Source organism: Acinetobacter sp. CIP 102129 (genome assembly GCF_000368305.1).
Taxonomy (GTDB): Bacteria; Pseudomonadota; Gammaproteobacteria; order Pseudomonadales; family Moraxellaceae; genus Acinetobacter; species Acinetobacter parvus.
This window is the reverse complement of sequence record NZ_KB849340.1, coordinates 530006-544070: the sequence shown is the minus strand read 5'-3', so window position 1 is coordinate 544070 and position 14065 is coordinate 530006. Positions and strand designations below refer to the sequence as shown.

The window sequence follows — 14065 nt, the reverse complement described above, 5'->3', positions numbered from 1 at the left end:
ACACTTTATGCAGCAATCAGATTGCGCAGTACATAATGTAAAATGCCACCTGCCTTAAAGTATTCCACCTCATTCAGGGTATCAATTCGGCATAACACCTTAAACTGCTCCTGACTACCATCCTCACGTACCACCTCAATATCAAGGATTTGATGCGGTTGGATATTATCTGACAATCCATAAATGGATAGCACTTCGCGACCTGTCAGGTTCAGGGACTGTCGGGTTTGCCCATCAATAAACTGCAAGGGCAATACGCCCATTCCCACCAGATTGGAACGGTGAATCCGCTCAAAGCTTTCCGCAATCACCGCCTTAATACCCAGTAGGTTGGTTCCCTTTGCGGCCCAGTCCCGTGATGAACCCGTTCCATATTCCTTGCCCGCCACTATCAACAAAGGAACTTTTTGCTGTTGATAACGCATGGCAGCATCATAAATTGCCAGTTTCTCACCTGTCGGGATGTAAATGGTGTTGCCACCCTCCTCTCCATCCAGCATTTCATTTTTAATGCGAATATTGGCAAAAGTGCCACGCATCATCACTTCATGGTTACCGCGCCGAGAACCATAAGAGTTGAAATCTTTGGGTTCCACCCCCTGATCCTGCAAATAACGCCCCGCTGGACTGTCCTTTTTAATATTCCCTGCTGGAGAAATATGGTCTGTGGTGACCGAATCTCCCAACACGGCCAGGATACGCGCCTGCTCAATATTGGTAATGGCTTTAGGCGGATGGTTGATCTCCTCAAAAAATGGTGGATGGCGAATATAGGTCGAGTTGTTTTGCCATGCATAGGTTTGACTTTGCGGAATCTGAATTGCCTGCCATGTCGCATCGCCATCAAATACTGCTGCATATTCCTTATGAAACATGGCAGTATTCACTTGCTGCAAGGCTTGATCAATTTCCGCCTGACTCGGCCAAATATCTTTTAGATAGACCTCCTGCCCCTCCTTGCCTACACCAATCGGCTGGGTGGTTAAATCGGTACGGATATTACCTGCCAGACCATACGCAACCACCAACGGCGGTGAGGCAAGCCAATTGGTTTTGACCAGCGGATGGACACGGCCTTCAAAGTTACGGTTCCCCGAAAGCACAGATGCAACATTTAAATCATGGCATTGGACTGCTTCTTCAATCGGTTCTGGTAAGGGTCCAGAGTTACCAATACAGGTGGTACAGCCATACCCGACAAGGTTATAACCCAGTTGATCCAGATAAGGGGTTAGTCCTGCGGCAGCAAGATAGTCTGTCACCACTTTGGAACCAGGGGCGAGGGAACTTTTCACCCACGGCTTACGCTGCAAACCTTTTTCAATGGCTTTCTTGGCAAGCAGGCCCGCAGCCAGCATCACACTCGGGTTAGATGTATTGGTACATGAAGTAATGGCTGAAATCACCACATCACCATGATTTAGAGGATAGCTTTGTCCATCCAGCGTACAGGATGGATTTTCATGGGGCAGGTTTGCGGCTTTGGCTTCCACGGCAGTGCCACCGCCACCCTCATTTTCCAAACGTTCCTTTGCTTCCTTGGCAGGTTTTAGGGTCAGTTCCATCAAGGTATTAAAGGTTTTGGGTACATCTGAAAGCAGCACCCGATCCTGTGGACGTTTTGGTCCAGCCAGACTGGCCTCAACCGTTCCCATATCCAGACTCAGTACATCAGTAAAAATTGGTTCATCACCCACATTGCGCCATAAACCCTGTGCTTTACTATAAGCCTCCACCAGATCAATACGGTCCTCTTGACGGCCTGTCAGGGCCAAATAGCCCAAAGTCACGTCATCAATCGGGAAGAAACCACAGGTCGCGCCATATTCAGGTGCCATATTGGCAATGGTGGCGCGATCAGCCAACGGCAAATCCGCCAAGCCATCTCCATAAAATTCAACAAACTTACCCACAACACCCTTTTGGCGCAACATCTGGGTAATGGTCAGAACCAGATCGGTGGCGGTGATTCCCTCACTTAACTTTCCAGTCAGCTTAAAGCCAATCACTTCAGGAATCAGCATGGAGACAGGCTGTCCCAGCATGGCCGCTTCTGCCTCAATACCACCAACACCCCAACCCAACACACCCAATCCATTGATCATGGTGGTATGTGAATCTGTTCCCACCAAGGTGTCTGGAAAGGCAAAAGTCAGACCCTCATCTTCCCCAAGCCAGACCGCTTGGGCCAGATATTCCAGATTGACCTGATGGCAAATTCCTGTCCCAGGCGGCACTACACTAAAGTTATTAAAGGCAGACTGGCCCCAGCGCAGAAACTGGTAACGCTCACCATTACGCTGCATTTCAATTTCAACATTTTCGGCAAAGGCATTCTGGTTAGCAAAATGATCGACCATGACAGAATGGTCAATCACCAAATCCACAGGAGACAATGGATTGATACGGTTTGGATCACCACCTGCCTGAGCCATCGCGGCACGCATGGCGGCAAGGTCAACCACCGCAGGCACTCCCGTAAAGTCCTGCATCAACACACGGGCTGGGCGGTATTGAATTTCCTGATCGGAACTTCTGGTTTTTTGCCAATCCACCAAGGCCTGAATATGCTCAACTTTTACACTTTTTTGATCTTCAAAGCGCAGTAAATTTTCCAGTAAAACTTTTAATGATTTTGGGAGCTGATCAATATTGCCCAGACGCTGCGCTGCCTGAGCCAAGCTAAAAATTTGATATTGCCTTGAACCAACACTGAGTGTTTGTAATGAATTAAAGCTATTGATTTTGCTATATCTGGCCATCGGGTTACCCTCCCAGTTTGGCGATTTCGTTTATTTGTTATAAGGTGCTTTATTCATTCTAAGCCAGTTTAGGAAATGATGTGTTCCCTTTTAGTTATCTTATTTTTAATGGGATTATTGTTATTATCCTAAACGCAAGGCTGCCAATGAGTTTTGCCATAATTGCTCAGCAAGCTGGTCTCGTGGTTGCCCAAGGGTTTGCGCCAAACTATCTAAAACATAAGGCAGATTCACAGGTGTATTTCTCGTGCGGTGTTCGGTTGAGGTCTGGCAACACAACGGTGTCATATCAGGGCAATCAGTTTCAATCACCAAATGTTCAGCCCCAATCGCCTGTACCACCTGATGTAACTTTTTGGCATTCGGACTAGTGATCTGCCCCGTCACACCAATTTTAAAACCCAGTTTGACCAGTGCCTTGGCTTCTTCCACACCACCACTAAAGGCATGCGCAATACCACCGAGCTTGAATTTCTGCGCCTTTAAAATGGCAAGGGTTTCGGCGTGGGCCTTACGAATATGCAGCAACACAGGTTTTTGATAATGCGTTGCCAGTTCAAGTTGGGCATTAAAATAATGCTGCTGTTTGGCAAAAAGCTCAGGCTGTTTATGTTGCTTTAAAAAGGTGTCCAGACCAATCTCACCAATGGCGACACAATCATGTTGCTTTAACACCTGCTCCAATCGCTGTAGATGGGCCTGTCGATGTTGTTCAATATAAAAAGGATGCAAACCAGGTGCGAGATAGGATTGCGGGACATTTTCCCAGTGTTGTAACTGTTGGTGGGTCTGAATGAGTTCATCAAATCGGGATTCAATAAAACCGATGAGAACCAAAGCCTCTACCCCAACCTGTTTCGCCTGTACAGCCAAATGTTGCCGATCATGGTCAAAATCGGCAACATCAAAATGGGTATGGGTATCAAATAGTTGCATCATTTTATTAAAAATCCCACTTTATAAAAGAGGGATTTAAGGAGATTTATTTGCCACAGGCGTAGATGCTGCTGGTGCTTCCACCTTTGGCAAATATTCAGGTTTTAACACCCCCTGTAATTTGTCAAATGGAATCACCAAACGTGGCAGGCCAACCACATAAGGACCAATTTCATATTCAGCATATTGCAGAATTAAGCCCTGCTCTCCCAACAGGAAGTTGTCAGTGACCTTAAACGGCCAGGCCTGTTCATATTCTTGAGGGTTATTGGCAAGTTTGGTGTCTACAATCCAGACCTTGAATGCATCATGTGCCAGCTTGTCCAACGTTGCCTTTTGTTTTGGCAATAGCAGGTCGTTCAATTGCACCTGTTTTTGATTGGTCAGGTCAAAGTTATAGTAGCGTTGCGAGGTTGAACCATGTGCGCCACCCAAATAACTGCTGCTATTCAACACAACCGTTGCCAGTGTGCCCTTAGACTGTAAAATCTTTGGTTTAATCATCAAACTGATTTGATGACTGCTGCTCAATGCTTTCAGTTCTTCATCAATCTTGATAAATAAATTGGCATACAACTGGGCCTGCGCGTCCAGATTTTGCTTTTGCTCAGCGGTCTGTACGCTAGAGGCGGCGGTATCCTGATCGACAATTTCAAGCATCTTACTGAGTTGGTTCAGTATTTCCTGATCAAGTAACTGATCAATAAACGGAAAGTTACTCTGCAAGCGTTCAACGCTAAAATCTGGACAGGTATTGCCCTTACACTCAGGCAAACTTACCTGCACCTTGACCGTTTCACCACGCAAGGTCGGCTCAGTCTGTGTCTGCACAACAGGCTGCTCTTGTGGGTTGTCCTCTGGCTGCTTAGGTTCTGATTTTGGCTGGCATGCGGCAAGTAGAATTGCACACGCCAGAACGCTAGATTTATAAAATGTTTTCATCGAAGAACCTGCAAGCATTGTGATGACACAAGATTTTTAAATGCTAGCGGACTTCACCGCAAACCGCTAGTGATACATGCAATTCCTATACGCTTGTTACAAAGATTAGAACATTTGTTGATAAATATCAGGCTGTAGCATCTGTTTACTCTGTTCGGTGCTTAAATAAATATCCAGTTGTGGTGCATCCTTACTAATTTCATTGGCACGGTAATGCACACCAATGCCCTCACCATCGAAGAACCAGTCAGCCTGTCCCCAATACAGCTTTTTCGGCACCTGTTTTTTGACTTCTGGGGATTGTTTTTCAATCCATTGTTGATAGTGTGCCTGAATAATGTCATTCAGTGCATTTTGCTGATTCTTCTGAATCACATCCAACACGCTAAGGCTTTTTTGTAGTTTACGGTCTGCAACAAAGAAATAAAAACGATCCTTGACCGCAATATCTTCCTGCTGAGCATTTACCCCCACTTGCAGCAACACATACTGATTTCGCTGTGATGCAATACGGGTATTCAAATGCAGCTCGTAGGCCTTGTTTTTTGAATATTTATCCTGCCATTCATCTGACTTTTTCACATAGGCGTTGATGGCCTGTTGCAGGGTCAGATTTTTATTCTGCTCAATCTGTTGCTGGATCACGTTGGCCTGATTTTTTGCAATCCATGCGTTCAACCATTCATCCTGAGTCTTAATGGTTTGAATATCGACATCAATACAGTTTTTCTTTTCACAAAATGGCAAGGCATAGTCCGCCTTGGCCTCCTGCATATTGAGATAGGGTAAAACCTCAGCTTTCTCAACTGCTGCAGTATGCTGTTCAGTTGCCTGTGCTGAATCAGTTTCATTTTTCTTTGGATGATCACATGCCGTTAAAGCCATCATTCCAATCATTAAACTGACAGCAAAAAGTGGTTTTAAAGTGTTCATCTCATCATGCCTTATTTTTAGTTTGTTCAATTAAAAACAGCCTCTAAATTAGAAGCTGTTTTTATATATTTTAGTGTTCCCGTGTGTTACGGAACTGAATATCTGGCCAGCGTTCCTGCATCAACTGCAAGTTGACACGGCTTGGCGCAAGATAAGTCAGATGACCACCACCATCGACTGAAAGCTGATCATGGGCCTTTTTCTTAAATTCATTCAGAATCTTTTCATCATCACAATGAATCCATCGCACGGTATGTACATTTACAGGCTCATAAATACAGTCCACCTTATATTCTTCTTTTAGACGGTACGCGACCACATCAAACTGTAACACACCCACCGCACCCACAATCAGGTCATTGTTGATTTGTGGCATAAACACCTGTGTCGCGCCCTCTTCCGACAGCTCTTTCAGGCCTTTCTGCAATTGCTTGGACTTTAACGGATCACGTAAACGAACTCGGCGGAACATTTCAGGTGCAAAGTGTGGAATACCCGTGAAATGAAGTTTTTCACCGCTGGTAAAGGTATCACCGATCTGGATGGTGCCGTGGTTATGCAGACCAATGATATCTCCAGGCCAAGCCTCTTCCAGATGTTCACGCTCACCCGCAAGGAATGTTAGGGCATCACTGATACGCACATCCTTACCGATACGCACATGATTCATTTTCAAGCCTTTTTCATATTTACCTGAGCAAATACGCATAAAGGCAATACGGTCACGGTGTTTCGGGTCCATGTTGGCCTGAATTTTAAACACGAAGCCCGTAAAACCCTCTTCATTGGCATCGACAGTACGTTCCTGAGTTGGATGCGCCTTAGGCTCTGGAGCCCAGTTGATAAAGGCATCCAGTACATGGTCAACCGCAAAGTTACCCAATGCCGTACCGAACAGCACAGGGGTTTGCTTGCCTTGCAGAAACAGCTCGCGATCTAATGGTTCATTTGCCATCTGTACCAGCTCAAGTGACTCCTCAAAAGAGGCCCAGGCCAATTCGCCGACTTTATCACGAATATCCGCATGGTCATAACCATCACGCACTTCAATATCAGTAATGGTTGAACCAAAACCTGCTTTATACACATAAAACTTTTCTTCGATCAGGTTAAACACCCCAGCGAAGTCACGACCTGTACCAAGCGGCCAAGTGATCGGCACACATTTGATTTTGAGAACGTTTTCAATTTCATCCAACAGCTCTAAAGGCTCACGGATTTCACGGTCCATTTTGTTGACGAATGAAATGATGGGTGTGTCACGCATGCGACACACTTCCATCAGTTTAATGGTACGCTCCTCAACGCCTTTTGCACCATCAATCACCATTAAGGCAGAATCCACGGCAGTTAAGGTACGGTAGGTATCTTCCGAGAAGTCTTCGTGTCCTGGGGTATCCAGCAGGTTGATGGTGTGCTTTTTATAGGGAAACTGCATCACCGAGGTGGTAATCGAAATACCACGTTCCTTTTCCATTTCCATCCAGTCGGATGTTGCGGAACGGTCAGACTTACGGCTTTTCACCATTCCCGCAACCTGAATGGCCTTACCCCATAACAGCAGTTTCTCGGTCATGGTGGTCTTACCCGCATCGGGGTGGGAAATAATCGCAAAGGTGCGTCGCTGGGCAACCTGTGCCGCTAGTTCATCTTTAAAACTCATGAGAAAAATCTACAATATGTACACAGTTATGTACACATTTCTAAATATGTACTAAAACTGAAAAAGTGGGAATTCAAAATTGGCGTAATTGTAGCAGATTTAGAGTTATATAGGCATAGTGGGTCATCCAGTCGCTCATATGGGTTTGAGCCATCTAGTTTTATACACTCAATCTATATCTTTGCTTTGGACTTTTTGGTTTGTCTGAAATTGTACGTTCAACCAGTCCTGCCCCTATTGCTGGATTAAGGTAATCCTGTTGGATAGTGGGATAAGCCCAGTAAAGACATTACTTCTATCAAACTATACTCTTCTTGCCCCATAACTGAAACAAAGCATTGAACATGATCACCAGCTTGTACGGTAGCTTGATCGGTATCATGTACGGTGACTTGATCGGTTGCTGATGAATTCTAAAATGACATCAAAAATTATTTTTCAATCCAAGCCCTTAATAAGGAGCAGAACAACCTACTCCTTAACCTTATATCAACTTGTCCAAGCATTCGATAACATTTCAGCCTGCTTCATGACTAACTCAATCGCCTCTGCCGCTTTATCAGGCGGGTACTTCCATCGCTGTAAAGTACGACGTACCAAGATTTTAAGCTGGGCACGGACACTGTCCCGTACTTGCCAATCCACAGTCGTTGATTTGCGCAACTTCTCGGTAATCTCTCGGGCAATTTGCTTGAGCGTATCATCACCCAATTCACGCACCGCACTTTCATTATTTGCTAAAGCATCATAGAAAGCGATTTCATCAGGGTTCAAACCTAGCGACGCTTCACGTTCCATTTCAGCTTGAAAGTCTTTCGCCATTTGTATCAGTTCTTCAATGACTTGAGAGGTTTCAATCGCACGGTTATTATATTTCCTTAGAGTTTCCTGCAAACGGTCAGAGAAGCGTTTCTCCTGCACAAGGTTATTACGCGTTTTTGCCTTGATACCATCATTCAATAATTTTTCTAATAATTCGACAGCCAAGTTACGATATGGCATCTGCCGAACATCTTCTAAAAACTCATCCGACAGTAAGCCAATATTAGGTTTATCTAAACCACAAAGTGCAAATACATCTGCTACACCATCAGCAAGGACAGCATTATCCAAAATTTGTTTAAGCGTACTATCCTTTTCTGCTTGCGATAATTTACGATCCACAGAAGTATGTTTACTGATCACGGCCTTAATGGCTGAATAAAATGCAATTTCCTTATGTAATGTCTTGGCTTCATCCAAAGTACCACACAATGAAAAGGCTTTATTGACTGTAAGTACTAAATCCAAGAAGCGTTTTTTGCCATCTTTCAAACTCAGCACATAGTTGGCTGCTGGAATAATCAGTCGATGTGCTTGTGTTTCATAACTGCTTAAATCCAACCCAGCTTGGTCATTGGTCTTGGCAAACATCCCACGAATGGCATCCATTTTCTCAGCAAGCACGGCATAGGCTTCTTCCGCACGTAAAGTCGGTTCACCTTTACCCTTTGCATCGGTATAGGTTTTTAATGCCTGCTTTAACTCATTGGCAATCCCAATATAGTCAACAACCAACCCACCTTGCTTGTCTTTAAAGACACGGTTCACACGAGCAATGGCCTGCATGAGGTTATGACCTTTCATTGGTTTGTCGATATACATGGTATGGGTACAGGGTGCATCAAAACCTGTCAGCCACATATCCCGTACAATCACCAACTGTAACGGGTCATTCACATCTTTAAAGCGTTTCTCAAAGCGTTTTTTAGTTTGCTTATTATAGATATGGGGTTGCAATAACGGTTTATCCGATGCTGAACCCGTCATCACAATTTTGATTTTGCCTTTTTTCGGGTCATCATCATGCCAATCTGGGCGCAGAGCAATAATTTCATTATACAAATGCACGCAGATTTCACGACTCATGGTCACAATCATGCCTTTGCCTGCTGTGGCTTCAGTACGGGCTTCAAAATGTGTTACCAAATCCGCAGCAATCTGTTTCAGGCGTGGGGTTGCACCCACTAACTTTTCTAAGCGACTCCATTCACCCTTGGTCTTCTCACGACTACCGACATCTTCTTCATCTTCCACCACCTCATCAACTTGATCAGAGAGTTCCTCAATTTCAGCCTTATTAATATCCAATTTTGCCAAGCGGGATTCATAATAGATCGGCACGGTTGCGCCGTCCTCGACCGCATCTTGAATATCATAAATCGAAACATAATCACCAAAGACAGCTCGGGTGTCTTTGTCTTCACTGGAAATTGGCGTACCCGTAAAACCAATAAAAGCTGCATTCTTTAAAGCATCACGCATGTGCTTGGCATAGCCAAATTTATAAGTCCCATCATTAGACAGTTTGGCTTTGAGTCCATATTGGCTACGGTGTGCTTCATCAGACATCACCACAATATTGTGCCGACCATTCAGCAATGGATGTTCAGTTTCTCCATCAAGCAAAGCAAACTTTTGTACCGTGGTAAAAATAATTCCGCCTGATTCACGTTCAGCAAGGAGTTGTCTTAGCTCATCACGATTATTGGCTTGTACTGGCGTTTGTTTTAATAGTTCTTGTGCCTGACTAAAGGTTTCAAAGAGTTGTCCATCTAGGTCATTACGATCAGTCACAATCAATAAGGTAGGATTCTGCATTGCAGGTTGTTGAAGCAGCTTCCCAGCATAGCAACACATCGAGATACTTTTGCCTGAACCTTGGGTATGCCAAACCACCCCTGCTTTTTTATCCCCTGTAGGATTCGATGCGGCAATAGTCGACTGAACAGCTTCACGCACTGCATGGAACTGGTGATAACCCGCAATTTTTTTAATGGTAGCGCCTGCGGCTTGTTGAGATCCACCATCAGTTTCAAATAGCACAAAGAAACGGATGTAATCGAGGAATAACTCACGATCAAAAAAGCCTCGAATAACAGTTTCAAGCTCCCACTCCAACTGCGGCTTATCATCTTCATTTTTAATGGTACGCCACGGCAAGAAACGTTCTTGACTTGCTGTTAATGAACCGACCCGAGCTGTAATGCCATCACTTACCACCAATGCTTCATTAAATACAAACAGATCAGAAACTTCTTCTTTATAGGTTTGTAGTTGATTAAACGCATCCCAAATATCTGCATTTTCATCGGTGGGGCTTTTTAGCTCAAGTACAGCAAATGGTATACCATTAATAAAGCAGATAATGTCAGGCCGTCTTGGTTGCTTTGTACCTTGGATGGTAAATTGATTAATGGCAACAAAGCGATTTTGGTAAATATGATTAAAATCAACCAAAAACGCATGGTCATTCACCCAGTCATCTTCTTTTTTATAACTGACGGGTACGCCTTCCAGTAACATACGGTGAAAAGCACGGTTATTGGTGATTAAATCCAGACTTTCAGGTTTAGTGAGTTTCTGTAAAACCTGCTCAAAACAACTCACTGGCAAATGTGGATTTAAGCGTTCAAAAGCAGTTTGTAAATCTGATTCAATCAGAACCTGCTTATAGTCTTTGCGTAAAGGATTGCTACTGTCAGGTGCAATATCCACACCATGAACGACTTCCCAGCCATTTTCAGAGAACCAGTCTAGGCATAGGTTTTCAAGTTGGGTTTCGTTCATGGGTTCAGTCCTTGTACCTGTAACATTTTACCTTGCGCAGTTAAACGATATTGTTGCAAACGGCTATTGGGTTTGTCTGGAATAGTCATTTCTATTAAACCAGCCTGTAATGCAGGTTGTAAATATCTATTCTTAAATGACTTTCTATCTTTTAAATCTAATTTTTGCTGAATTTGCTCTCGACTCATTTCCCCAATCATACACTGTAATAAAGCCTCGACTTGGGGGCTGACTTGAGGTGTGACTTGGGGGCTAACCTGATGATAAACCGCCTGTTGAATCATGGATAACATAAACTGGATAAATGGGGCAATATCTGTTTGCTGTGTACTCTCTTGAATGGCTTGATAATACTGCTGTTGATGTTGATGAATCAGGCTTTCCACAGGGATATAACGGAAAATCGGCTGCCATTCCGACAAAATCAGCGTTTGCCATAATCGCCCCATACGCCCATTACCATCGGCAAAAGGGTGAATAAATTCAAATTCATAATGGAATACACAGCTTTTAATTAATGGATGATCGGGACTATGTTTCAACCAATGTAATAAATCATTCATTAGACGTGGCACTTGAGATGCAGGTGGTGCAATATGAATCACTTGTTCGCCTGACATCACCCCAACACCGCCTTGTCGATATTGTCCAACTTCGGTGATTAATCCTATCATTAAGGTGTGATGTGCCTGTAATAAATCGTGTTCAGTATCACTTTTCCAGTTCGGCAACTGCTCGTAAGTTTGTAAGGCGTTATGGGCTTCCTGTATTTCTCTTGGTGGCGCAAGCACTCGTTTACCATCTGAAATTGCTGTGATTTGTGCTTCGTCTAAAGTGTTTCCCTCAATCGCAAGTGAACCCGTAATGGTACGAATACGGTTAATTCGTCTTAATCGTAAATCCTGTTGTTGGGTTTGTGCCGTTATCCGCCCGATTTGTTCACTAATATAAGCAACTTCATTTAAAATTGGTGTGGTTAACGTATAGGGCGGTTGGTATGGCATGATTAGTCCTTTAAGGTTATATAAAGGTTTTGGGTTGAGTTTCCGTTCACAGTATAGTCTCTTGCTCCCCAACACTAATTAATAAGCCTTGAAATTGTTCAGCATCACATCTCAATCTTTCAATAATTCTTTTAGCAGCCAATTGCATTTCAGGAACTTCAACTGGTGATAAAAGGATACTAAGATATGTCATCAAAATTGGTGAAATAACATATACAATATATGATAAATATTCAGACACTCCTTGCCACAAAACATACTTTTCTTTAATCAGAAAAATTATCAACAATAATGATGTCGAATTTAAAGTGAGTAGGAATCTGAATATTATATTCATAATTAATCCCCCTCACTCTGCAAATCCGACACATCCATTTCACCCGACAATAATTTAGGTAATAAATTATCCCTAACTCCGATCAATTTATTATTTTCAGTCTCATTCATCACTTTTTTATCAAAAAAAGGACTCAAAACTTTTCGCGTAAATATATCAATTAAAGCATTGTTATTTGGTTTCAAATATTCTACTTTTGACAACACATCAAAAGTAATTTGTGGAAAAGTCCCCGACCGTGACTCTGCCATTACTTGTAAAAAATCAATTGTACTTTGTCTAGAAAGAATAAAATACACAAAGTGAGATGGTATCGTTGATTTTTTCCTTAATACCATTAGCTTAGTTGATACAACATAATCTTCTGCATCAAAATAAACATAAGCAAAACGTTTATTCTGAGGTCTTATTTCACTGTATAAAATGTCATCTTTTTGAATAGATTTTTTAGCCTGTCCAGGCAAACTTTCCGTGCGTGATTTATTCGCATGCAAAAACTTTCCTTCAAGAATATCACCCGTATTTAAAAATATTACTTCTTCAACTTGTTTTAACGGGTAAGTTTTTGAAACCGTATTAACCTCATCTCCAATGCAACCAACCTCCCACCCCCTCGGCACTTCCCCCAACTCACTCTCAACCAACTCATCAGGAAACAGTACAGCAGTGGCTTGCAATTCTGCAAAATCATCCGATGCCATTTGCTTAAGCTCAACTTCACTTTTACCGCTAATCGCACACATAGCAGCAAGTTCAGGGTCTTTACCCTCTTGCTTCGCTGCAATTTTGGCACGTACAGGTTCAAAGTCGATAAACCAGCATTTAAAAATGGCTTGAGCGATAGATTCTAAAGTTTGGTTGATTTGATTATTGAGATGGATTTTATTATCAATTAAATCCACGATATTACTTATATATTGTGCTTCATTTTTAGATAGAACTTGTACCTTAAAATTTAATAGCAAATCTCGTCCAACATTAGGAAAAGTTGAACCAGTTGCAGCAGCTAAAAGTTTAGCTAAATTTTGCTCAACAATTACCCTGATATAAGAAGTTGGATAACCATTTTTCCCACGAATTGCTGCTAAACCTCGACCAATCGCATAAGGTCTATCTGCATAATTCATTCGACCAGTAGTTGAACCACGAACACAAAATAATATATCACCCTTTTGGGATATTTTTTTTGCAGATTCTGTAAATTGAATAGGAATAGGATACCTAGATGTAAATTCTGTCGGTCCATTTAACAAAGGTAAACCAATTCTATTACTATTCACGTTATTACTTGTAGGGGATTGTCCCATTTCAATTTCTGCTATTTCCTTTAAAAGTACATAAAAACTCACACCTCACCCCCAAATTCTTTTTTAACCATCCAATAGCCGCGAGTTCCACCTACACGCTCAAGCCAGCTAGCATCTTTTAGTTGCCCCCAAGGAATTTGCCCTAGTTGCGCAACAACCTGTTGCGCAATTGACATATCTTTCGACCAAAACAAATACCAACGCCTGATATATTCCAAATTTCGTTTAGAAAATCCTTTCATCTCAGGAAATTCCATCATCAAATCATGGCTAAGTTGCTTTAAGAACCCATCGCCCCATGCGTAGTTTTGCTGCTGCTCTACAATCTGCTCACCCAACTGCCATTGACATCCTCCCCGACCTAAAGGACGGGGATTCCTACTACTAGACGCTCATGTCCGAGCGCAAGAATATTCAGTGCGGAATTTACATCCCGATCATGGAGCGTACCGCACTCCATACACTGCCATTCTCTTATTCCTAAGCCTGCTCTACCTTTCGGACTACTACAGCGTGAGCCACAGCACGAACACGTTTGGGTGGTATACGCTTCATTGACTTCTTCATACCAT

Annotated in this window: 10 protein-coding genes and 2 pseudogenes; all 12 read right to left on the bottom strand. The window is 42.9% G+C overall.

All coding sequences use genetic code 11. From position 1 onward, the window contains the following. Positions 1-5: 5 nt before the first annotated feature. The gene (gene acnA / locus F973_RS06690; RefSeq protein ID WP_004760789.1) at positions 6-2762 is read right to left on the bottom strand and encodes an aconitate hydratase AcnA; all 2757 of its coding nucleotides are present in this window, start codon (positions 2760-2762) and stop codon (positions 6-8) included. Positions 2763-2885: 123 nt separating this feature from the next. Further along, positions 2886-3698, bottom strand: a complete 813-nt coding sequence (locus F973_RS06685; RefSeq protein WP_034432463.1) for a TatD family hydrolase — start codon at positions 3696-3698, stop codon at positions 2886-2888. A 36-nt stretch (positions 3699-3734) separates the two neighbouring features. Beyond that, positions 3735-4640: an RsiV family protein gene (locus tag F973_RS06680; protein WP_004678385.1), complete on the bottom strand. Its 906-nt coding sequence runs from the start codon at positions 4638-4640 to the stop codon at positions 3735-3737. Between the two features lie 105 nt (positions 4641-4745). Beyond that, positions 4746-5573 (bottom strand): hypothetical protein, encoded by an 828-nt coding sequence (locus tag F973_RS06675; RefSeq protein ID WP_004760788.1) that lies wholly within the window; start codon positions 5571-5573, stop codon positions 4746-4748. A 70-nt stretch (positions 5574-5643) separates the two neighbouring features. After that, positions 5644-7236: a peptide chain release factor 3 gene (locus F973_RS06670; RefSeq protein WP_004760786.1), complete on the bottom strand. Its 1593-nt coding sequence runs from the start codon at positions 7234-7236 to the stop codon at positions 5644-5646. 160 nt (positions 7237-7396) lie between these two features. After that, a pseudogene (locus tag F973_RS15670) lies at positions 7397-7625 on the bottom strand (Fic family protein); the annotation flags it as partial. Positions 7626-7725: 100 nt separating this feature from the next. Then, positions 7726-10845, bottom strand: coding sequence for a type I restriction endonuclease subunit R (locus F973_RS06665; protein WP_004760784.1), 3120 nt, complete (start codon positions 10843-10845; stop codon positions 7726-7728). Beyond that, positions 10842-11849: a Fic family protein gene (locus tag F973_RS06660; RefSeq protein ID WP_004760783.1), complete on the bottom strand. Its 1008-nt coding sequence runs from the start codon at positions 11847-11849 to the stop codon at positions 10842-10844. The genes F973_RS06665 and F973_RS06660 overlap by 4 nt, the downstream gene beginning before the upstream one ends. A gap of 46 nt (positions 11850-11895) precedes the next feature. Next, on the bottom strand, positions 11896-12186 hold the full coding sequence (locus tag F973_RS06655; RefSeq protein WP_004760782.1) for a hypothetical protein: 291 nt from the start codon (positions 12184-12186) through the stop codon (positions 11896-11898). A 2-nt stretch (positions 12187-12188) separates the two neighbouring features. Then, entirely contained in the window at positions 12189-13535 is a 1347-nt protein-coding gene (locus F973_RS06650; RefSeq protein WP_004760780.1) for a restriction endonuclease subunit S, read from the bottom strand. Between the two features lie 89 nt (positions 13536-13624). Then, positions 13625-13831: pseudogene (locus F973_RS06645) on the bottom strand (DUF1016 N-terminal domain-containing protein); the annotation flags it as partial. A 23-nt stretch (positions 13832-13854) separates the two neighbouring features. Further along, positions 13855-14065: zinc ribbon domain-containing protein (locus F973_RS14575; protein ID WP_155756466.1), on the bottom strand; the 211-nt coding region annotated here is incomplete at its 5' end.